This is a genomic window from Solwaraspora sp. WMMB335 (assembly GCF_049179075.1).
Taxonomy (GTDB): Bacteria; Actinomycetota; Actinomycetes; order Mycobacteriales; family Micromonosporaceae; genus Micromonospora_E.
Window position 1 is genome coordinate 5,328,951 of sequence record NZ_JBMHMF010000001.1, and the last position, 20,945, is coordinate 5,349,895.

18 protein-coding genes are annotated in these 20,945 nt (G+C 70.4%); 7 read left to right on the forward strand and 11 right to left on the reverse strand.

The window, feature by feature from the left end:
- The first annotated feature begins 240 nt into the window (after positions 1–240).
- From ACN27F_RS23250 to ACN27F_RS23260, 3 genes are all read left to right on the forward strand, one after another.
- Positions 241–1,671 (forward strand): glycoside hydrolase family 26 protein, encoded by a 1,431-nt coding sequence (locus ACN27F_RS23250; RefSeq protein ID WP_421436845.1) that lies wholly within the window; start codon positions 241–243, stop codon positions 1,669–1,671.
- Positions 1,672–1,964: 293 nt separating this feature from the next.
- Positions 1,965–2,264 (forward strand): hypothetical protein, encoded by a 300-nt coding sequence (locus ACN27F_RS23255; RefSeq protein WP_421436848.1) that lies wholly within the window; start codon positions 1,965–1,967, stop codon positions 2,262–2,264.
- Positions 2,265–2,315: 51 nt separating this feature from the next.
- Positions 2,316–3,854, forward strand: a complete 1,539-nt coding sequence (locus tag ACN27F_RS23260; protein WP_421436849.1) for a hypothetical protein — start codon at positions 2,316–2,318, stop codon at positions 3,852–3,854.
- Positions 3,855–3,875: 21 nt separating this feature from the next.
- Here the strand turns inward: ACN27F_RS23260 and ACN27F_RS23265 are convergent, their stop codons facing one another.
- Together ACN27F_RS23265 and ACN27F_RS23270 are read right to left on the reverse strand one after the other, a co-directional pair.
- Positions 3,876–4,838: a hypothetical protein gene (locus ACN27F_RS23265; protein WP_421436850.1), complete on the reverse strand. Its 963-nt coding sequence runs from the start codon at positions 4,836–4,838 to the stop codon at positions 3,876–3,878.
- A gap of 8 nt (positions 4,839–4,846) precedes the next feature.
- A complete protein-coding gene (locus ACN27F_RS23270) occupies positions 4,847–5,839 on the reverse strand; it encodes a hypothetical protein (RefSeq protein ID WP_421436853.1) in 993 nt (330 codons plus the stop codon).
- A gap of 306 nt (positions 5,840–6,145) precedes the next feature.
- Between ACN27F_RS23270 and ACN27F_RS23275 the strand changes: the two genes are divergently transcribed.
- Positions 6,146–6,667 carry a hypothetical protein gene (locus ACN27F_RS23275; RefSeq protein WP_421436855.1) on the forward strand — a complete coding sequence of 174 codons (522 nt, stop codon included), beginning with the start codon at positions 6,146–6,148 and terminating at the stop codon, positions 6,665–6,667.
- A 23-nt stretch (positions 6,668–6,690) separates the two neighbouring features.
- Here the strand turns inward: ACN27F_RS23275 and ACN27F_RS23280 are convergent, their stop codons facing one another.
- The gene (locus tag ACN27F_RS23280; protein ID WP_421436858.1) at positions 6,691–7,398 is read right to left on the reverse strand and encodes a hypothetical protein; all 708 of its coding nucleotides are present in this window, start codon (positions 7,396–7,398) and stop codon (positions 6,691–6,693) included.
- Between the two features lie 175 nt (positions 7,399–7,573).
- Between ACN27F_RS23280 and ACN27F_RS23285 the strand changes: the two genes are divergently transcribed.
- From ACN27F_RS23285 to ACN27F_RS23295, 3 genes are all read left to right on the forward strand, one after another.
- Positions 7,574–8,395 (forward strand): hypothetical protein, encoded by an 822-nt coding sequence (locus ACN27F_RS23285; RefSeq protein WP_421436860.1) that lies wholly within the window; start codon positions 7,574–7,576, stop codon positions 8,393–8,395.
- Between the two features lie 142 nt (positions 8,396–8,537).
- Complete coding sequence (locus ACN27F_RS23290) at positions 8,538–9,221, forward strand: response regulator transcription factor (RefSeq protein WP_421436863.1); 684 nt, start codon at positions 8,538–8,540, stop codon at positions 9,219–9,221.
- A gap of 7 nt (positions 9,222–9,228) precedes the next feature.
- Positions 9,229–10,650, forward strand: a complete 1,422-nt coding sequence (locus ACN27F_RS23295) for a HAMP domain-containing sensor histidine kinase (RefSeq protein ID WP_421436864.1) — start codon at positions 9,229–9,231, stop codon at positions 10,648–10,650.
- Between the two features lie 10 nt (positions 10,651–10,660).
- On the opposite strand, the gene ACN27F_RS23300 is transcribed toward ACN27F_RS23295, so the two are convergent.
- The 8 genes from ACN27F_RS23300 to ACN27F_RS23335 form a co-directional block, all read right to left on the reverse strand.
- Positions 10,661–12,088: a hypothetical protein gene (locus ACN27F_RS23300; protein WP_421436866.1), complete on the reverse strand. Its 1,428-nt coding sequence runs from the start codon at positions 12,086–12,088 to the stop codon at positions 10,661–10,663.
- Positions 12,089–12,105: 17 nt separating this feature from the next.
- A complete protein-coding gene (locus ACN27F_RS23305) occupies positions 12,106–12,738 on the reverse strand; it encodes a hypothetical protein (protein WP_421436868.1) in 633 nt (210 codons plus the stop codon).
- A 110-nt stretch (positions 12,739–12,848) separates the two neighbouring features.
- Positions 12,849–14,216: an SseB family protein gene (locus ACN27F_RS23310; protein WP_421436870.1), complete on the reverse strand. Its 1,368-nt coding sequence runs from the start codon at positions 14,214–14,216 to the stop codon at positions 12,849–12,851.
- Positions 14,206–14,895 carry a hypothetical protein gene (locus ACN27F_RS23315; protein ID WP_421436873.1) on the reverse strand — a complete coding sequence of 230 codons (690 nt, stop codon included), beginning with the start codon at positions 14,893–14,895 and terminating at the stop codon, positions 14,206–14,208. The genes ACN27F_RS23310 and ACN27F_RS23315 overlap by 11 nt, the downstream gene beginning before the upstream one ends.
- Positions 14,892–16,193: a transglycosylase SLT domain-containing protein gene (locus ACN27F_RS23320; protein WP_421436876.1), complete on the reverse strand. Its 1,302-nt coding sequence runs from the start codon at positions 16,191–16,193 to the stop codon at positions 14,892–14,894. The genes ACN27F_RS23315 and ACN27F_RS23320 overlap by 4 nt, the downstream gene beginning before the upstream one ends.
- Positions 16,186–17,703 carry an ATP-binding protein gene (locus ACN27F_RS23325; RefSeq protein ID WP_421436879.1) on the reverse strand — a complete coding sequence of 506 codons (1,518 nt, stop codon included), beginning with the start codon at positions 17,701–17,703 and terminating at the stop codon, positions 16,186–16,188. The genes ACN27F_RS23320 and ACN27F_RS23325 overlap by 8 nt, the downstream gene beginning before the upstream one ends.
- Positions 17,703–19,238, reverse strand: a complete 1,536-nt coding sequence (locus ACN27F_RS23330) for an SCO6880 family protein (protein ID WP_421436882.1) — start codon at positions 19,236–19,238, stop codon at positions 17,703–17,705. The genes ACN27F_RS23325 and ACN27F_RS23330 overlap by 1 nt, the downstream gene beginning before the upstream one ends.
- The gene (locus ACN27F_RS23335; protein WP_421436883.1) at positions 19,235–20,905 is read right to left on the reverse strand and encodes a hypothetical protein; all 1,671 of its coding nucleotides are present in this window, start codon (positions 20,903–20,905) and stop codon (positions 19,235–19,237) included. Before ACN27F_RS23335 ends, ACN27F_RS23330 begins: the two co-directional genes overlap by 4 nt.
- Positions 20,906–20,945: the final 40 nt, after the last annotated feature.

Genomic DNA, 20,945 nt, shown 5'->3' on the forward strand with positions numbered 1-20,945 from the left:
GCCAACGCGGACCGGTGCGCGGCGAAGCCCAGGGAACCGCACAGCCTAAGTCTTGATCAACGAATTTGGGCAACACGCCACCTGCCATGACCTGCCGACTAGCGTCTGCGCCGACCGCCGGTGCCGGATGCCGGTGAATTCCGGGAGGTGAAGATGGACTGGGTACGGCAGGCAATCGTGCCGTCGATAGCGTCGGTGAACTCGACTGACGAATCTGTCGAGGGTTCGTGGCGTGGTCCGGTGCGACGAGTACTCGCGGCGGTGTCCGCGGTGGCGGTGATTCTGGTGGGCAGCTTCGCGGCCGTCGTGTTGCAGCCGGTGTTCGCTCAGGAATCCGTGAGCGGCTCCGATCAGCTGGCCAACGCCGGTCAGGCGGACTGCACCACGGACGACGAGGGTTACTGCCTCATCGGGCACAATCTCGGGCGGGTGCCGACGGCGGTGACCGTGACCCTGTTCGCCCCGCTGACCGGACGCGACCAACTGCCGTTCGATCTGGCGACGGATCAGTTCACCGACGAGACGTTCCGGCTGAGGGCGCTCACGACCGACGGCGTCGAGTACGTTGGCGAACTTACGGTGAGTTACATCGCGTACGCCTCGACGACCCTGCCGGAGCCGACCCCGACGCCGGGTGGCTCCACCGCACCGGGTCCGGAACCTTCATCGCCGGAATCGGTGCCCGCACCGTCGGTGACACCGTCGCCCACGGACAGTGCCCCGCCGGTCGGCAACGTCGCCGCCACCGGCGGCACCCGGTCGGGCCTGCCCTGGATGTCCGGGGCGTATCTCAACTACACGCCGCAGACGTACGACGCCTTCGGACAGTGGCGTGGCCGTCCGGTCGACGTGGCGCACGTCTTCACCGCCCGCAAGAGCTGGAACGACCTGGTGCAGCCAGCGTTTCCGATCAACAACATGGCGGGCTTCCCGGGCAAGCTGGTGATCAGCCAGCCGCCGTACCCGGGTGGCCGCGGCGCGGTCGAGACCGGTAACAACGCCGCGTGTGCCCGAGGTGAGTACGACGAGCGGTGGAAGACGTTCGGCCGGTACCTGGTCGCGAACAACCGGGCGGACTCCATAATCCGGATCGGCTGGGAGTTCAACGGGACGTTCATGTACTGGCACTCCGACCCCGACCCGACCAACTGGAAGGAATGCTTCCGCAAGGTCGCTACCGCGATCCGCTCCACCAGCCCGGAGGTCCTGATCGACTGGACCTTCAACGCACACGCTACGCCGGTGCCGACCGGGAACGACCCGTACCGGGCCTATCCCGGCGACGAGTACGTCGACATCGTCGGTATCGACTCCTACGACTGGTATCCGCCGTCGACGAGCGAGGCTGCCTGGACGGCGCAGTGCGAGGACAAGAACGGCCTGTGCCACCTGTTGCAGTTCGCCCGCCAGCACGGCAAGAAGGCCAGCGTGGGCGAGTGGGGAGTGGCTTCGTGCAGCAGCTCGGGCAAGTCGCACGTGATTGGCGGTGACAACCCGCTGTACGTGCGGAAGATGTGGGAGACCTTCCAGGAGTACCAGGACGTCCTCCTCTACGAGACCTACTTCCACGAGGCGCATGCGGGCAACGTCTGCTCGACGATCCAGGGCGGTGGGCAAAACCCGAAGTCGTCGCAGGAGTACCTGAAGTACTGGGGATCGGCCCAAGTCTGAGCCTCACCGGTCACCGGTCGCGGGTGGCGGGGCCTGCCGCCACCCGCGACCGGACCGGATCGCCGGTCCGCGTACCCGACGACCCGGACCAGGCCCGACCGCGCGGACGTGACTGCTGTGGCGCGCGACCGTCGCGGCACAAGTCAGCCACCTGGCCGACCTATCGACCCGACCGCCGACCTAGGTTCGGACCAGGCCATCCCCTGCCGGCGAGCGTCGCCCAGGCCGCTGTCGGTCGGTCAGGTTCCGCCAATCCACATGTCATCACGAAAACCGATTGCAGGGAGAGTGTTGTGGCGGTCTACGAGATTCGCGTCATCCGGGGCGATGACCAGACCAGCGGCATACCGGGTGACGAGGTTCTGCTGCGGGTCGACACCACCACCGGCCGCACGAGCACCGTCGGAACGGCGGGCCATCCTGCCGGAGTACCCGGCTGCGTGCCGGCCATCGACATGAGCGCCCTGCTCGAGGCGCTGGAACCGTCGGTGTCCGGGGCCGACCGGGGAGCGAATGTCGGGCATTTCAGATTACGGCCGCCGCAGGCGCGACACCGACCGCACCGGGTGGTTCGCCGCGCTCGTGCTCAGTAGCGACGACGGGTAACACAAGCCAGATCATGCCGACGCGGGTGGGGATGTGGGATGCGCTCGACGATCTCGAAGCTGACGGGCCGCGTCGGGCAAGGCGCCCGGCTGCGGGTCGGACTGCTCATCGTGGCGTTGCTGGGTATGGGAGCCACGACCGCGTTCGCCAGCAGTCAGGTAGTCGGTACCGCGACTGACGTGGCCGCCGTCCCCCGCCTCAGCCGGACGGGTGCTCAGCTGAGCCTCGACGACGAGCCGACCAGTGTGGTCGGGTACAACCTGCCTGGTCTGGTCGGCTGCGGCAGCGCGCCGGACCCGGACACGCTCGACGTGGCGCTGCGTGACCTGCGGCCGGGCGCGGTCGTCCGGACGCGAGTGCCGATCGGCGCGGAGTTGAGCCACGTCAAGCAGGTCGTTGCCGCCGCCGACCGGCACGACCTGTTGGTGACGCTGGTGCTCACCGCAGACCTGGCACCCTGCTCGGCCGAGGCGGGGCCACCCACCGGAAGTCCGCGACCGCATTCCGTCGAGTGGTTCACGGCGACCTTCGACGAGTTGTTCCTGCCCTGGGTGCGCACAATCGTGCCGCAGTTCACCGATTCCGCAGCCCTGGCCATGTGGGAGGTGAACGTGCTGCCGGAAAGCACCGTGGGCTCGGCGGAACTGGGCCGGTTCTACGACACCGTCAGCGGCCAGATCCGGACGCTGGACGCGAAGCACCTGATCGCCATAGGTGGCCTGGAACCGCTTGTGGTGAGTGACGATCCGGATTGGCCGTCGCTCCTTGACAGTCCCGGCATCGACGTCGTGACCGTTCGTGATGTTTCGGCGGGATACGAGGTGTCCTCGCCGGTCGATGACGCCATGCGGGCCGCCGGGTCTGTCGGACTACCGGTGCTGGTCGAGGTGGGAGTTGCGGCCGGCCCGGCCGGAAGCGAGTCGTCCGGCCGGGCCGATGACGATGCCGACACCCCGTGCACCGGTCTGGATGAGCGCGCCAAGATCGTGGCGGGCAAGATCGACACGGCGTTTCGTGCCGGATTCGCGGGTGTCGTCGCCTGGAGTCCCGCCCTGACTCCACCGACCGGGACCTCTTGTACGCTGCTGGCCAGCGGCGACGACGACCCGCTGGTTGGCTTGTTGCGTGACTACCGCCCGCCCGCCGATGGCGGCACCGAGCCGCCGGCAGCCGTCGACGACCAGCCGGGCACGCCTGCCGCGTCACCGACCGTGTCGTCGACCCCGGCGTCGAGCACGGGCGCCGACCCGGCACCGTCGGTCGACCGCAGTACCAAGGGACCGACCAGATCGTCCAAGCCGGGGGTGCCGGGTGGTCTGCGGGTGGTGTCGGTGGGCGATGGTCAGGTGCGGATTTGTTGGTCGGCGGTTGCTGGGGCGGATGGTTATGTGATCTATTCCCGTAATGTTGTTGTGGGGGAGGATTGGTTTCGTAATCCGTATCCGGTGCTTGATACGTGTTACGTGGTTCGGCAGATGATCAATGGGCAGGCGTACGAGCTTCGGGTGCGGGCGGGTAACGCTGCGGGTGAGGGTGGATACTCGGCGGTGGTGCGGGCCACCGCCCAGGCGTCCTGACGACATCGCGCGGATGACCTCTCACCAGCTGCTGGTCTCGTCGCTCCCGGCAAGGTGTGCGGCGATCGACAGGTAGGCGCGCCTGGTCGCCGGCCGCAGCGCCGCCGGGTCGATCCGGCTGCTGCCGGCCAGCGCCCGGTCGTACGGCACGACGACGACGCGGGCGGCGGCGTCCGCACCGATCTCCCTTCTCAGCGTCCTGACAAGCTGGTGCCGGACGCCGGCACGGGTACGGCGGACGACCACGAAGACGGTTTCCGCGACGTGTTCCGCGATGTGATAGGCGATCCGCTCGAGAGCGACGCGGGCAGACTCGACCGATCGGTGGTCGTCGTCGATGACCACGACCGCTTGATCGGCGTTCACCAGAGCGGCATCGGCGGCTGGCGCACCCGTCCCGATGTCGAGAATGGTGAAGGCATGGCCATCGGCCAGCCGATGGAGCGCGTCGAGCGTCTCCTCGTCGTGGCCCGGCTCGGGCCATGGGCTGCCGTCGACGAGGCCGAGACCAGCCGGGGTCGACGGCGGTGTGGACCCGGATGGACCCGGTCCTAGTTCGGCGAGGCTCGGCACCGCCCGTCCGAGTAGCCGGACACCCAGGGAGGTGCCGGCGCCGGCCGTGGCGTCGATCAGAACGGTCGCGTCGGCGCGTAGCGCGGCCAGGGTCAGCGCAACTCCTGCCGCCGTGGTGGTGCTTCCCGTGCCGCCCTTGGCCGAGAGAACCGCCACCACTCTGGATCGTGACTGTGCGGCACAGGCCGCGGCGACGAGGCGGCGTTCGGTGTTCTGGGCGGTCAGGGCACCCGGGTCGACAAGGCCCGCCACAGCGGCGCGGGCCAGCGCGCCGATCCGTGCCCAGCCGGGGCGGGGTGGCCTGGCGCCGCTGGCGAGGTCGCTCAATACCTCGGCGACCGGCAACGACCGGGGGCTGCCGTGTCCGGGTTCGGGCGCCCCGCCGGCAGCGGCCGGTTCCATGTCATCCATCTCGCTGGTCACCTCAGGCGGGGCCGGAGCGCGAGCAGCACCGTGGCCTGGTGCGCGCCTGCGGCGCGGGTGGCCGTACGCGTTCCGGTGCTTCCCGCGCTCACGGTCTGGTCGTAGACGATCATCCCGCGCCACGCGGCGGTCTCGACCGCCGCCCGGCGGGTCATTCCGCCGGGCGTTCCCGTCCACGGTGCCGGCGCCTCGTTCGAGGCGACAGCGACCACCATCACGAGTCTGCTTCCGGAGGATGCGGACAGGCCGGGCGCGGTCATCGTGGCGCTGCCGTTGTTGAACGCGGTGGTGACCGCGACAATCGGCGTACTCGTGTCGACGCCGCGGTACACGGCGACCGCTGAGGTCTTGGCGGTGTAGTCGGCGAAACCGATCTCGATCGTCCGCTCTCCGTCCGCCAGCCGTTTCCAGAAGACGGCGAGCTCCGGCCGGTAGCGATCGCCCCCGGTCGCCGTCGCGACGGGGGCGAATCGGGCGGGAACCGGGAGTGGTTCCGCCTCGTACACCTCGGCGGCGGCGAGGATCAGATCACCCGCGCGGGACTGTGTGGGAAGGGTGTGGACGTGGGCGATGAGCTGCCCGGGGTCGGAGATCATGCTGACCGCACCGACGAGCCCGATGGCGGCGAGTGCGGACTCGGTCGCGGTTTGCCCGCCCGACGCCGGCTGCCCGCCGCCAGGCTCGCCTGACTCGCCGGTCGGGTCGGGATCCGCAGGGGTGCCGGGGTCTGCGGTCTGGCTTTCGGCGGCGCTCGGATCTGCGGTGGGCTGCGGCTGGAGGCTCGGCGTCGCCGATGCTGGAGTCTGGCTCACAGCGGGCGGCCACATCGATACCGTCGCCTCACGGCTCACCGATGCGGTGGAGCTCGGAGAACCCTGGCCCCGGTCGGGCTCGTCCGTGATCAGCCCGGCGGCACCGGTGATGGCGAGGGCGCAGACCATCGCGGCTGCCCGCACATGCGGCGACCAGTGGATACGGGCGGCGGGCATGCGAAACCTCCTTCTCCGTCGGCGCCCTTGGACCCCGAGCCGGCCGGACTGCGGTGCAGGATCTTCGTCGGCCAGGCAGCTGTCCTATAGGCGACATACAAGATAACAGCCCTTGCCCCGACGCCACACCGAGTCAAGCCCGCCCGGCGACATCAGCGGCGCCGCGGTGTTGGCGTGAGGCATCGCGGGTCGGGTAGCCTCACGATGGCGTTACTCTTGTGTGATATCGAAACCGTGTTAATCGAAACCGGATTACCGATCGTGGACCGATCCCAGGGCCGGCGGCGGTGCTGGAGGGAGGCGATGATGACTCAATACACCGTGGTCATCTCGGCCGCTGGTGACCAGATGGAGACGGTCGTGTCGGTCGAGACGGTGGCCGGCGCTCCGCGCGTGACGGAGGTCGCCGTACGGTCGCGGGACGGAAGGGACATGGCCCTCGGCCAACTGCCCGCTATCGACCTGCGGATGCTCGTGCACGCGCTGTGGCCCTCGGGCCGTGTGGTCGAGAGCGATGCGGTCGAGAGCCAGGTGGTCGCGGTCGATGCTGGCGTGGTCGACGCGCCGGCTTCCGGGGCCGGCCCGGTGAAGACGGTTCCGGTGCGGACCGACGGTGGACGCAAGCCAGCGGCCGCCGGCCGGGCGACGACGGCACCGACTCCGGGGAAGTCGACCGTACGGGCGGGTCGCATCTACCGTAAGATGCCGAACGACCTGGCGGAGGTCTATGCCGAACAGGGCACCATCGTCGGTGTCGCCAAGCACTACGGTGTGCCGCGGCACACCGCGCAAGGGTGGGTGGGACGGCTGCGTTCGAGCGCCCGATAGCCGCTGCCCGGCCCCCGGGCCGGTCAGTCAACGGCCGCGTCCAGCAGCCCGTACGCGGCCGCGACAGCGCACATCATCGCGATGACCGCGGTCGACTCCAGCAACCGCAGCAGACGGCCGCCGAACCCCGCGCCGAGTGCCGGCGACTCAGCGATGAGCAGGAATACCCCACACACCAGTGCGGCGGCGATCGGTGCCAGCTGGACCAGGCCGGGCGGGCCGACGGCGAGATGGTAGCCGGCGACCAGCATGACGAGTCCGCCCCCGGCCGCCGTGGTCATGGCGGCCCAGGTCTTGCCGAACAGCGGCGATCGCAGTGTGAGGCAGGCACCGACGGTGACGGCGACCAGCCGGTCCGCGACCCCGGCCCGGGTGGCCAGCCACAGCGCGGAGCCGGCCGCCAGGGTGGTGACGCCGAGCACCAGACCGGCCAGCCGCATCCCGGACACGTGCACGCGTGCCGCCAGCTCCGTCGCGGCCGACGTACCACCTCTGCGGACCACGAAGTCGGCGGTGGCCACGCCCCCCAGCGAGATCGCGGTGCGCGCGAGGACGCCCAGCAGAAGGACACCGCCAGCCGCCGCGGTACGCAGCGCCGCGGCCTGGGGGATCGTCAGCTCGTCCACCACCAGCAGGAGGAGGGCCGCGCCGACGCCGACCGCGAACGCCGGGGTCGCGACGTGGCGGTACCCGGCCGTCCGACGGACCGGGGCCGACCATGAATCTTCCACGAGCTCATCTCAACATACGACAAGGATCAGTGGTACCCCGGTCGGCGGCGTCCAGAGCTGGTCAGGCCGGCCGGATCACGTCGACCGACGGGTATCTTGTGTCAAGGGTTCCAGTGGGGCGCGGTGGGGAGGGTGGCAGCGCGATGACGACCGCACCGAAGCCACCACAACCACGATGACCCGGTCGGCGCGCGGCTGGCTCGCCGATACGGCCAGGACGCTCGTCGCCGGCGTGCTGGACCCCGCCGCGATCGAACCGCTGCGCCGGGAGCGGGAAACGGTGACTGCGGCGCGCACCCCGCAGGAGCGTTCGTGGGTGGTCGGCGTGGTGTCCGGAGGCCCGCGCGTGGGTGCGACCACGACGGCGATCGCGACGGCCGTCACGCTGGCCGCCCTGCGCGACGACGGCGTGGCGGTCATGACGACAGCCGCCGATGAGCGCCTGTCCGGCCGGTTGGGGCGCCCTTCGGCGCCCCGGCTTTCGGAGATCGCCGACAGATTGCCCGGTGACGTGCCGCGGGCGGCGGGCGTGTGCGTGGTGGACGGGCCGACCGTCGGCGAGCGGGTGCCGCAGGCCCAGCTACGCAACGCCGTCGACGTCCTGGCGTACCGGCACACGTTCGTACTGCTCGACATCGGCGGAGCCGAGACCGAACTCGCCCACGACGCGCTCGCCTGTGTCGACACTGTCGTGGCGGTGGCCCGCACCGGCCCGGACGCGGCTGTCGAGGCAAGCCGTGCCCTGGACCGGGTCATGCGCGTCGCGCCCGGTGCCTATGAATCGGCCGTCGTCGCTATCGTCGGCGGCCGGCCGAGGACCCGGCGTACGATCGCCGACCAGCTGTGCGAGTGGCCCGGCGTCGCCGCGGACCGGATCGTCGGCGTCGCGAACGACCGGTCACTCGCCAGTGGGTCGTACGCTACCGGACAGGTCAGCAGCACCACCCAGGTCGGATATCTCCGGATCGCCGCGCTCCTCGGTGCCGCGACCGGCTGACCGGACGGCCCGGCACGAGCGCACCGGGAGATGGAGCGGTGGGCGGAGGAGCGGTGGGCGGTGGAACTTGGTGCACCCGTCCGTGCGATGTAGTATCTGTAAGCGTATGTAGTATGGCCCCGGCTGACATTTTGGGGGCGGGGTGCGGATCCTTCTGGTCGAAGACGACTACCGGATCGCCGGCATTGTCAAGACGGCGTTGGAGCATGACGGATACCACGTAGTACATGTGCCGATGGCGGCGGATGCCTTGGCCGCGCCGCAGTGTGATCTCGTCCTGCTCGATATCGGCCTTCCCGACGGAGACGGCCTGACGCTCTGCCGCCAGTTGCGCCGCGACTCCGACGTGGCGATCATCCTGTTGACCGCACGAGGCGACGAGCGGGCCCGGATCGCCGGTCTGCGCAGCGGCGCGGACGACTACATCGTCAAGCCGTTCAGTCTCGGCGAGATGCAGGCCAGGGTGGACGCGGTGATCCGCCGGGCCCGTCCGCGCGGCACCGGCATCCGTACCGTCGGTGACCTGCACGTCGATCTCGACCGACACACCGTCGTCGTCGGTGACACCACCATCGTGCTCGCCCGCAAGGAGTTTCATCTCCTGGCGCTGCTGGTGGCCCAGCCTGGCGTGGTAATCGAGCGGGAGCGGCTGATCGCCGAGGTGTGGCTGAGGCCCGGGCCAGGCACCTCCCGGACCCTCGACGTGCACATGGCCCGGCTACGTGCCAAGTTAGGCGACGCGGTCCGGGTGGAGACGGTCCGCGGCGTCGGGTATCGCATCCTTCCGGCCCGCCGGGCACAGCCGACAAGCCAGGCCGTGACGTAGGGCCGGCATGGACCGACGGCTCGTCGCCACCCGGATCGGTCTGCTGGCGATCCTGCTCGGCGGCCTCGGGGTCGCGCTCGCGATCGAGATCGGCGAGCGGCACACCAGATCTGCCTATCTCGACCAGCTCCACTACACGAGCAACCTGGCGGACCTGGTCGCTGCGATACCCGCCGAGGGATCCGTGGTCTCGGCCGACAGGCCACCGGCCGAGGCGCCTGCCGAGACCGGGCTGGAGTCGTTGCCCTACCCGGTGCCCGACGGCACGGCGTTTCTGGTGCTGGATGCCGCTGGGCAACCCGTCGCCCGCTCGACGACCGAGTTGGCCGTCGCCCGGTCGGCCATCGAGCCCGACATCGACACGGCGCTGGTGGGACGGGTCAGCCAGCCGCCACCCAGCCGGCCGTGGCGCGGCGATCCACTCGTCGTCGTCGCCCCGGCACGGGCCGGCGCGGACATCGTCGGGGTCGTGGTGACGACCAGCCGCGCCGACGGCGTACGCCGTACGACGCTGCTCGTATGGGCCGTGCTGGGTGTCGGCGTGCTCCTGGTCGTCGGCGTGGCCGCGGCGGCGGAGACGGCCGCGGCGCGTACCACGGGTCGAGGGGTCGACAACCTCACCGCGGCTGCCCGGGCGGTCGCGTCCGGGCAGCTCAAGGAGCGGGCCCCGGTGCCTGCCTGGCCGCCCGAGCTCCGCCGCCTGACCCAGTCGGTCAACACAGCCGCGGATCAGCTGGTGTCCCTGCTGGAGCGGCAGCGCACGTTCATCTCCTACGCCAGCCATCAGCTGCGTACCCCGCTCGCCCCGTTGCGGCTGGGCCTAAGCCGGCTCGCCGGTGACGTGTCCGAGCCGGGACGCGACACACACCGCATGCTCAGCGAGGAGGTGGACCGGTTGGCGAGGGTCTGCGAGGCGTTGCTTTCCTTCGCCCAGGCCCAGCACAGCGCGGTCGCGGGGGAGGAGGTGGACATAGTCGGGATGGTCGAGCGGCGCGTGATGACCTGGCGGTCGTTGGCGGACGAGCGCGGGGTGGACCTCGTCTGCGTCGACGTCCCGGCCGCCATCCCACCGGCCTGGATCTCGGCGGACATCCTCGAACAGGTGCTTGACGTGCTCATCGACAACGCGATCAAGTACGCCGGTCGGGGCGCCACGGTCCGGCTGGTGGTCCGCCAGCCGGCCACCGCCCGCATCGACGTGCACGTCATCGACGACGGACCCGGGATGTCGGCCAACGAACTCGTCCGGACCGGGAGTGCACTTCGCCGCCGTGGCGGTGGCACCGGCAGTGGCGGTGGGGCGGGACTGGGTATCACCATCGCGCAGGCCTTGATCACGGCCGCCGGTGGGCAACTTCGCCTTGCCCGCGCGCACCCCGGCGGCGTGGACGCGCGGATCCGCGTGCCAGCGGCGGCCGGGCCGGCGTAGGACCCCCAGGCTACGCGTCGCCGAGCAGCGCGGCGATCGTCAGAAAGGCGTGCCGGGTCCGGCGGCCCAGCCGGCGGGCGCGCAGCGGGCCGGCGGCGGCCATCACCCGATCGTGCGGAACGACGACCATCCGTGCCACGTCAGCGCCGATCTCCCCCCGTAACATTCTGGTCACCCTGGCATGGCCGGTCGGGCGGGTGCATACCACCACCACTACGGCGTTCTGGAGCTGGACGCCATCGGCGCGACCGGTGATCCGCCGGAGCGCGACGCTCGTCGCCTCGGCAGACCGCTGGTTGTCTCCCGTCACCACCACGAGCTGGTCGGCTGCGGCCAAGGCCGACTGCGCGGTGGTGGACGTGTCGTTGCCGACGTCCAGCACGGTGAAGGCGTACTGCGAGGTCAGCAGCTCCAGCACGGCGGACAGATCGCCACCGAGCGGATCGAACCACGGCGCCCCATCGAGCAGCCGCAGGCCTCCCGGAGCCACGAAGGGTGGCAGGTACGGGTCGCGGATCAGGTCGACCACGTTCGGCACCGGCCGACCAACCAGGCCGGCCGCCAGGGACGTTCCCGCGCTGCGGGTGTCGACCAGAATCGACTGGTCGTCGCGCAGCGCGGCCAGCGTCACGCCGATGCCGGCGGCCGTTGCCGTCGCCCCGCTGCCGCCGTTGCCCGACACCACCGCGATCACCCGAGGACCGGGTTGTCGCAGGCGGGCCGCTGCGACGAGCGTGCTCTCCCGGGCCTGTGCCTCGGCGGCACCCAGGTCCACCAGTCCCGCCGTGGCTCCCCGCAGCAGCGTGGCGAGCGCCCGGCGGACCGGGCGTTCGTTGGCGTGTTCGGCGAGGTCGCGCAGGTGGTCGACGATCGGCTGGCCGGCCGGGTCCGCTCGGCGAACCGTTGGTTCGGGCGGCAAGGTCAGTGCGTTTTCGAGCTGCCTGGACAGCGCGTCGGTGGGCGGCTCCGGAGCCGCGTGGCGGGGCCGGTGCCCGCGGTCGTCGTCTCCGCCTGCGATGCTCTCGGGCATGCTCAGCCGGGGCCACGAGCCGGTACCGATCTCGACGCCCCGCAAGTCCCAGCTGCCCTCGGGCGCGAATCGCTGATCGGGTGCTGCCCGGGACGACTCTCGCTGGTCTCTCTGGTCGGTCTCGGCCCGGTGCTGGATTTCGCCGGCCGACGACCTGTCGTCCGGCGAGTCGTCCGGCGAGGCCACACCGGTGTCCGAGCCGGTGCCCGGGCCAGGCGCCTCGATCCAGCTCAGGTCGGGCATCCGGGCCAAGTTGTCGAGGTGATCGACCAGCGGATCGCGTGGCCCGCTACCGGCGGTGGCCGCGCTGTTGTCCGCCGGATGGGCGTTCCGCCGAGCTACCGACGGCACGACCCGGGCGTCGGCCGGGTGATCGTCGTAGCTCCAGCGCTCGGCCGCCTGTGTCATCGAAAGCCCTCCCCCTGTCAGCCGAATCCGGCCGAGCTACCGACGCGTCCGAATCCCCACGCGCCCGCGACCGCGCAGACCAACGCGATCAGTGCGGTCGTCTCGCCCCAGACCAGCAGCCGACTGCCGCTGGTCGCCCGACCATCCGGGGCCGCCAACCCGGTCGCGGCGGCCAGCAGCGCGCTGGCCATCAGGGCGATCACCAGCGGTGTCAGCCACCGAAACCCGGCGGGCGGCTCCCGAACCAGCCAGTAGGCCGCCGATGCGACATCGACGCCGCCGGCGACCAGGAGCACGATCCCGCTCCGAGTACCCTCGAAAAGGCGCGAGCGTAGCATCAGACATACCCCGACCAGGGCCACGACCAGCCGATCCGCTGATCCGCCCTGGCTGGCGAGCCACCAGCTGCAACCCACCGCGCCTGCGGCGACGGCGATGACGAGACCGGACACGCCGATCGCGGAGGCTCTCATCCGGGCGGCGATCACCTCGACGCCCAGCACGTTCTGGTTGCGCACGAGGTAGTCGGCGGCGGCGAAGCCGCCAAGCGAGATTGACACCCGCGAGGCAAGGCCGAGTACCAGCACCGACAGCACCATGCCGCCCCGCAGCCCGGCCACCTCTCCGGTGATCCTTGCCAGGAACGTCACCCGACTACCTCCGTACGCCAGCTACGTCGGCGCCACCCGATCCGCCACGGCAGGAACGACGAGGAGACCCGACTGCGCCCAGTTCACGGACCCACCGTAGATCCCAGATGTTACATACAAGATTCTTCCTGGAGTAGCTGGTTGTCCCACTGATCGGCGGAGAACGCGTCCACCTCGATGAAGTACGGATTCTCGACGTCGACCTGTGGTGCCCAAACCCGCTCGATCTGGCTGCGCAGCGCGACGCTCACCGCCAGGTGCTCCAGACGCAGCCACCCCTGGTGGACCCCGACCACGGTGTAGTCGATACCGCGCCACCGGCACACGGCCCGCAGGTACGTCAACGACTGAAGCCCGTCGACGTCCACCAACTGCGGTGGTCCGGTGAGCCGCCCGGGCTCGCCGGGAAACAGGTACACGCCCTTGGGGCCCGGCACGGCGAGATGCTCCACATCCCGGTATCGCGCTAACCATCCGTCGCCGACGCTGCCCCGCAGCGGATCGATCGCTGGCGGACCGTCACGCCGCCACCGGTGTGCGACGGCGTCGAACTCGCCTACTGCCTGCTCGGAGCCGTCCGCCAGGATCCGGATCAAGCGGGCGCCGTCGGGCAGCCGGGCACCGGCCACCGCCCATCGTGGCCGCCCACCCTCGAGCCGCCGAAACGCGCGTTCGCCGAAGGCGAGCCATCTGACCACGTGCACCGACCGGGCGTCGCCGTCGGCGAGCCTGGCCTGCGGCGGCCCGCCCGGCAAACCGACGAGCTGGGATGGGCCGAGCCCGGCGACGTCCGGCGTCCGGTAGGCGAGGCCACTGACCCGGTCGTGGCCGTCGTCGAGATAACGGGTGACCTGATCGGCGGTGAGTAGCACCTGGACCGTCGGGACCGCAGGTCGGCGCGGCGACTCGGGCCAACGCGGCGACTCGACAATCACTGGCACTGGCTTCGGCTTCGGCTTCGGTGTCTGGCCTGCGGCGGGTCGGTCGCCGGCACCGCCGAGGCCGGCGGCCCCGGTGGCACCGCCAGCGAGTGTGGCGAGCTGGTGGATCACGTGCTGGGGGAGCCTGCTGCCGATGGGTAGGCCGGGGTCCACCGCGAGTCCCCAACCCGGATCCGGCCAGCCGGCGGCGAGCTCGCCGATCTCCAGCAGGAGGTGTGGCTCGATCCGGCCGGTGACGGTTCGCATGGCGTCGCGCGAGGTGAAGGCGACCACGAGGGTACGGTCATGCTCGACCGCGGTGCGCCACCGGGGCGGCTGGGCGGACGCCCGCTGCGCCGGGTGGACCAGCACCAGCAACCGGGTGGTGGCCAGCACGGCGACGTACCGATCGAGGTCGCCGTCGACGATCGCCGCCGAGAGCGCCTGCTCGGAGGTGTTGGCCGGAGACCAGGGGACCTCCGGCCGTCGCGCCAGGGTCTGCGCCGGCACGGCCGTCGAGCTCGCGGGGGCGTCGGCATGGACGAGGTCATTCGACATACGCACGTACCTCCGCCACCAGCCAGCCGGTCCATAGGTCGCGGTCGAGGGTGAAGAAGAGTACGACATGCGGGCCGGGCCCGGTCCAACCGTCCCGGCCGTGCGCGATGCCCTCGACGATGAGCTGCCGATACGCGGTCGTGCCGGTGTCGGGCGGGTGCGGTTCGTTCCCCACGGTGACCTGCACGCTCGTCCACGCCTCATGCGCGGCCCAGGCGTTCCACCGCGCGCCCGGCGCCGCGTACGGCATGTACGAGTGCTCGACCGCCGCCGCCTCGGGGGTCAAGTAGCGGGTGGCCCGTAGCACGGCGTTGTGCGGCGTGGCGTCGTACAGGGTGTCGTAGCTGTAGGCATGGATCGCCCACGCCGTGGCCACCGCCGTCGGATCGGCCAGGTCGACGGCGCCGACGGTGGGGACGCGTGCGTCGGGTGCCGGTGTCCGGGCGGTCGGATACGGCCCGACCGAGGTGTCGTCGACCGCGCCCGGTGCCGCGACGGTCGTGGGGACGGCACCGGCGGGGGACGGCTCCGGACCAATGGCGGGCGACCCCGGCGACCGACCGGCCGACGGCACCGCTGGCACCGACGGCCCGGTCGGGGAACAGGCGGCGAGACCAACCAGCAGGATCGCGGTCGTCAGGACGGCCGCCGATCGCGGGCGGGACACCGCTGGCGTCATGACCGCAGCACCGTCGGCCGCCGTAGATGGATGGTCCCTGCGGGATAGTTACCGAGGTAGCCGTCGAGCGAGCCGACCCTGATCTGTTTGCCGGTGCTCGGTGCCACGACGATCGCGTGTGGCCAGTCGTTCGCGCCGTCGGCGTAGGCACCGATGTACATCGCCACGTGACCGTTGGCGTCGCCGTCCGGGCCGGGCGCGAAGACGAGGTCGCCCGGCTGAAGCTCCGCGAGCGTGGCCACCACGACGACATTCGCGGCATCGACCTGCTCGTACGTCGTACGCGGGAGCCCGACGCCGCCGGCCAGCCAGGCTTGCTGCATCAGGCTGGAGCAGTCGCACCACATCGCCGGATTGCCGCCCAGCGGGCTGAGACACGACCCACCGAAGTGGTACCAACCGCCTACCGCGTCCAGCGCCCAGGCGATGGCCCGCTGCGCCGCTTCGGTCGCGTTGGCGGCGACCGGCGTGGCCGCCGCGTACAGGCTGGCCCACTTGGGGATTTTGTCGACGTAGGCCAGGGTCTCCCGGAACACCGGTATGCCATGGAACGACTTGACGCGACCGGGCCCGGCGTTGTACGCGGCCAGCATCAGGGAGGTGATGCCGTCGACGTCGGCGCACCGTATCTGAAGGGCTACCTGGTCGAGGTGGTCGTTGTTGAGCGCGGCGTCCACCTCGTCGAGGAAGCTGGCGTTGGTGGCCTTCTCGCATTCCTCGTAGACCGGCCGGACCTCGTCCGCCAGATGGCACATGTACCGGGTCTGGGCGACGATCGAGTCCTCGGGATCGAACGGCCTCGCGTCGCCGTCGCCGTCGTAGTCGTCACCGAACTCGGCCCACGTGTCGTCCATGAACTGGCTCAGCCCTTTCGCGCCCGCCGGGCTGACCGCCTCCGGGTCGAACGTGCTCTCAACCGCGATCTGAGCCGCGAGCAGCGGGGCGTCGACCTCCGGGCAGCCGTACCGGCCGAAGCCGTTGCCCGCGTCGATCAGCGGCTCGACCAGGTAGCCAGGGATGCACGGCGGGTCCTGCGACGCCGGCGGCTGCCCGTCCGCGCACGCCATGGCCCGGTCGAGGTCCCGCGACAGGCCCAGCCCCGAGCCGGACCCCGCAACGCTCTGCCGCGCGATGTACACGATGACCACCAGCACCATGGCGATCACCGCGACCCAGACGGCGCAGTAGTACAGGTAGGGGGCGGCGAAGATCAGCAGCCGGCGCAGCACCAACGTGCGCACCGCCCGGCTGACGGCCGGATGGGCTCGCCGCTGGTCCGAGGCGTCGTCCTCACTCACCGGACGGTCCGCCGGCGATCAGCGCCGCGTTGGTGTCGAACAGGGGTGCCTCGATCTCGGTCCGTACCGTGGTCACCTGGAAGAGCCGGTCGCCCACCATCCAGACGGCGCGTCCGGTGGCCTGGCGGGCCCAGCCGGATACCCAGTCGCGGGCGAATTCGCCGAGCCCGACCAACTCACTCAGCTCTTCGGCGATCGCCGGGTCCTGGGCGAACATCACCTTGGTGTCGCACAGCGCCATCATGTCCTTGGCGATCGCTACCTCCTGGCTACCGGCGGCCCCGACGCTGAGCAGGTCACTCGGCTTGTGCGCGACGATGATCTGGACCTCGCCGTCGTTGCGGGACAGCCGCAGGTCCGCGTCCAGGGACTGGACCGCCCCCATGCCCAACCGCATCTGACGCCAGACCTCGTCACGGACCACGATCGTGATCTCACCCGGTCGCCGCAGGTCCGTCATCGCCCGCGCCCACGAGTTGACACACGCCAGGGCGACACCGACCACCTCGTCACCGAGGTCGTCGAGGCGGCGCAGGGACAGCGACTGGATCGGCGCCGACCAGTTGAGTTTGACGTTGGTCTCCTCGTCGAAGAGCCCGGCCAGCGTCCCACGGACCAGGGTGCCGAGCGCGTCCGTCGCCTGGCGGGTCGCGTCGACCATGTCCTGGACGTTCGCGTACCGACAGGACCGCGCGAGGTCGGCGCTGGGCCGGGAGAGCGCGTCGTGGACCTCCGGGATGGTGACGGTACGCAGCCGCCCATTGCCGCGTGACCAGCCGGACAACTCGGCGAGCACGGTGGCCAGGGCGTTCTCGTCCGACGGCGAGACATCCACCCCCCGTACACCGATGAGGGCCTTGAGCAGCACCACCCAACGCGCGAAGATCAACGCGGCCCGGGTGTGCCGCTCCCGGTCCGGTAGTCCTTCCCAGCCGGAACCGAGCGGCCCCAGGTCGAGCGGGTTGATCCGGACCGGCAGGCCGAGGCCCAGCGAGATCGGCTCGGCGCCGACCGCCCGGCTCAGCGGCTCGTACTCGCCTTTCACGTCACCCGCGACGAGCACCCGTGCGCCGAACAGCATCATCCGCAGCAGCAGGGCCTTGACCGTGGTGGACTTGCCCTGACCGGGCTTGCCGAAGAAGATCAGGTTGGGGTTGGTGACGATCTGTTTGAGCACCCAGCCGACCGGGTCGACGTAGAAGGCACCGGCGGACAACGCGTCATACCCGATCAACGCGCCGGTGGGCGGCAGGCCGTTGGCGGTCAGGAACGGGAACACGCCGCCGATCTCGGCGGTCGACGCCCGATAGACGGCCAGTGGCGCGGGCACCGGCGACCAGCCGTATCCGGGCCGTGCATGGCCGCGGGCCGGCGCGGTCGGCCGCAGCAGCGTGGCCTCGTCCCGCCAGTTCGGGCCGGGAGCGGCGCGCGGGGCGGCCGGCAGCCGGCCGCCGAAGTCGGTCACCAGGCGCGGCAGCGACCGTCCGGTAGGGCCTCGCCGACGGGCCATCAGAAGACCCCCCGGTCCGGCAGCCCGATGCCCAACGGCAGGCAGGCGGCGACGAATCCGGTGTCGTGCGCGAGATCCAGTCGTAGCAGCCGGAACAGACAGGCCCGGGCGTCCGCTTCGAACCTGGCCGCGTGGTCGTCCACCGGCCATTCGGCGGGTACGGTGACGCTGGCCGCGCCCGCCATCCGCACCATCGTGTGTCCGGCTGCCAACTGGTGCTCGTGGGCGGCCACCTCGCCGGCCCGGCGCTGGTCGGCGCGCCCGATGCGCATGCCCCGCCGGTGTCTGACGTCGGCGGCCATCTCCTGGCGCCAGATGTCCTGTTCCACCTCACGGCTGGCCTTCGCCGGATCCCGTGGCTCGTAGTGCAGCGCCAGCGTGCGCCGTTCCCCGGGTGCCGACGGGGCGAGCAGTTGCGCGAGCGCACCGACCATGGTGGGCAGCTCGGGCAGCAGCAGCGTGAAGCTGACCGTGGTGTAGCCGTCGTGGGTATAGCTGCGCGGCGCCGGGATGGGCGCGGCCACCGGTCCGGCCGCCCCGACCGGCACTCCGGTGATCGTCGGGCGGCCGCGGGCCGCCTCCTGCCGGGCCGCCTCCAACGACATGGCCTCGCCAAGGTTGTATCCGGTGCGGATCGCGGCGGCGACGTCCTCAGTGTGCAGCCACCGGACCCGGGTGGCCCCCATCCCGCGCAGATGGCCCTCGACCTCCTGCAGGTGCCGGTAGAGCACCCGGGCCCGCCCGTTGACCCCCTTGCCGATCTGCGCGGCGCTGCGGCGAATCCGTGCCTCCGACACGCCGATGGTCACGTACACCTCGTGCCGGACAGCGGCGGAGACGACCGTGTCCTCCAATTGGAGGGCGACCTGGCGGGCGAGATCGGGCGCGTCGGGGGAGACGTTGTCCAGGACCCAGGCGACCCGCTCGGCACCGTCGTCCGGCACGGTCCGGATCAGGATCGAGACCCGGGAGATGTGTTCGCCCCGCGCGGCGGCCTCCAGCAGCGATCCGAGCTGGTTGGCGTACGCGTCCCGGGTCGAGTGGTCGACGGCGCCCAGACCGGGGTGGGTGAGCTGGGCGGTGGCCGACCAGCGACCGGCCTTCGGTTCCTGGATGATGCAGACGCGGTGCAGCAGCGGCCCGTACGGTGGCCCGTCATGCAGCCGCAGTGCGGCCAGTGCGCCGGGCAGGTCCGGCGACTGGAGCTGTTTCGGTGTGGCGGTGCCGGTCGACGCCGCAGACCGCCATAGTGACCAGCCCATTGCCCTCCCCCAGGAATACATTAGAAGATCGAAGAACCACCGTGCGGCCGGACGACCCCGGATGGGTACGACGACCAGCGCCACGGTTATCGCTGATATCGGCGTGAACCGGGCGGCACTGCCCCAGTCGCTTTGGCTGCCGGCGACAAACACTGGCAGTACGGCGGCCGTCACCAGCCCGAGTTGGATGCCGTCGAGGCCCATGAACCAGCCGAATGTCTCCCGCCGCCAGCCGCTGTAGACCCGACCACGCTCGGTTGTCGTACCGGTCATTGCTCATCGCTCGAATACGTCGGATCTCGGTAATTTTGCCCGTAGAGGTGTTGATTCACTGCGTGCAGCTGGGAATCGTTCCACTCATCTAGTGGCCTGTTATTCAATTCAGCTCGGAAATGCGCGTTGTTCGGGTGATCCAGAAAGTCCCGCACATCCCGCTCCCGTGCTCTCCTGGCTCTCTTTCGGTGTTCCTCCGGCAGCTCAAACGTCTGGTCCGGTGGCGGTGGTGGCGGTGGTGGCGGTGGTAGTGGTGGTAGTGGTGGTGGTGGTAGTGGTGGTGGTGGTAGTAGTGGTGGTGGTGGTGGATCGGCCCGTCCGGCGTCATCATCGCCTGGATCGCTGCCGTTCGGCCCGCCGCTCGGGTCGTCGTCGGGATGCGGCTCGGGTGACGCGCTGCGTCGCGAGCCGCGCGCCCACGGCATCGTCGGCGAACGCTCGTCCCCGAGGTTCGGGTCTTTGTGACCGACACCGTCGACGTCGAGCATGGCGCTTCCGAGCGCTCCGGCCGCCGTCGCGAAACTGTGCGCGTTGTGTCCGGCGCGTATGGCTGCATTCGCGATCCGACCGGTCCCCGCCCATGCCTTTCCTAGTCGACTCCGCCGACTGTGGCCGCCAGCGGCGGCGAGCGTGCCGCCGAACCGCCGATGGGTGCTGTGCTCGGCTCCGCCTTCCGAACTGCCAGCGGTGTCGTGCGTTCCGCCCCAACCGGGCATCCTGAGGCGGCTGGGCACAGATCGGGCGACAGCGCCAGACATCGAGTTGGGATCGATGAATGCGAACATCTTGAAGCAGGCGAACGGTGCGGCGCATGCGATGATCATGAGGACACCGGTGCCCAGCAGTTGGGCGACGGCTGCGTCAGTCCCGGCGGCTCCCTCGACGACCCTGGCCTGCGACACCCGGATGCCGATCACGATAGCGAACGCGGCGGCAGGATGACCGGCCGCTGCCGCCAGGAACAGCTTCAGCGTGAAGTACGGCCAATGCAGCGTCTTGTCGTTGACGAATCCCGCGACCACGATGGGTATCGTGGCGGCGGCGATGGTCGCCGCCGAGTTGAGCGCCAACCCCTCGATGCCGAGGACGAACCCCGAGGGGATCAGGGCGATCAGCGCGATGATGCCGAGCGTCATTCCGCCGACACCGTCGACGATCCGCTGATCAAATGACTGTTCCCCCAGGCCTTCCCAGCCATCGACCTCGAGACCTGCTTCGATGATCCAGTGTGCCAGCGCGTAGGTGGCATCGAACAGGGCGGTGACCAAGACGATCATGCCCACCGAGGCGACCGCGTACTGCATGATGCCGATCAGGAGGCGAGCGAAGCCGCGTCCGCCGTACCACACTATCCGGCCGATCTGGATCAACGACAATACGCCGACCAGCAGGGCGCCGATATACCCCGCGATGCCGCCCATGCTTTCCTGGACGAGATTGAGGTCGGGCCTCGTGTACCGCTCCATGGCGCTGAAGACGGCGGGGTACAGTTCACCCACCGTCCACTCGAAGAGAAACGCCATGATCTCCTCGACGATGTCCGGCGCCCAAAGACTTCCCGCAGCGGTCGCCGCCGCTCCGGCTGCTCCGGCCGCCCTGCCAGGATTGCGTCTCGCGGTACCGCTCAGACGCGTGGCAAGCTGACGTAGCGGAATACCTATCTGCATGACATCCAGCAACCTTTCTGGGCTTCCGGCTCCCGACCGC

What these genes read in the sequence shown, in the direction of transcription:
- ACN27F_RS23275 (WP_421436855.1), top strand. Translation starts at nt 6,146, where the DNA reads ATGACTCAATACACCGTGGTCATCTCGGCCGCTGGTGACCAGATGGAG.
- ACN27F_RS23285 (WP_421436860.1), top strand. Translation starts at nt 7,574, where the DNA reads ATGACCCGGTCGGCGCGCGGCTGGCTCGCCGATACGGCCAGGACGCTC.
- ACN27F_RS23260 (WP_421436849.1), top strand. Translation starts at nt 2,316, where the DNA reads ATGCGCTCGACGATCTCGAAGCTGACGGGCCGCGTCGGGCAAGGCGCC.
- ACN27F_RS23270 (WP_421436853.1), bottom strand. Translation starts at nt 5,839, where the DNA reads ATGCCCGCCGCCCGTATCCACTGGTCGCCGCATGTGCGGGCAGCCGCG.
- ACN27F_RS23335 (WP_421436883.1), bottom strand. Translation starts at nt 20,905, where the DNA reads ATGCAGATAGGTATTCCGCTACGTCAGCTTGCCACGCGTCTGAGCGGT.
- ACN27F_RS23310 (WP_421436870.1), bottom strand. Translation starts at nt 14,216, where the DNA reads ATGTCGAATGACCTCGTCCATGCCGACGCCCCCGCGAGCTCGACGGCC.
- ACN27F_RS23265 (WP_421436850.1), bottom strand. Translation starts at nt 4,838, where the DNA reads ATGGATGACATGGAACCGGCCGCTGCCGGCGGGGCGCCCGAACCCGGA.
- ACN27F_RS23300 (WP_421436866.1), bottom strand. Translation starts at nt 12,088, where the DNA reads ATGACACAGGCGGCCGAGCGCTGGAGCTACGACGATCACCCGGCCGAC.
- ACN27F_RS23325 (WP_421436879.1), bottom strand. Translation starts at nt 17,703, where the DNA reads ATGGCCCGTCGGCGAGGCCCTACCGGACGGTCGCTGCCGCGCCTGGTG.
- ACN27F_RS23315 (WP_421436873.1), bottom strand. Translation starts at nt 14,895, where the DNA reads ATGACGCCAGCGGTGTCCCGCCCGCGATCGGCGGCCGTCCTGACGACC.
- ACN27F_RS23295 (WP_421436864.1), top strand. Translation starts at nt 9,229, where the DNA reads ATGGACCGACGGCTCGTCGCCACCCGGATCGGTCTGCTGGCGATCCTG.
- ACN27F_RS23330 (WP_421436882.1), bottom strand. Translation starts at nt 19,238, where the DNA reads ATGACCGGTACGACAACCGAGCGTGGTCGGGTCTACAGCGGCTGGCGG.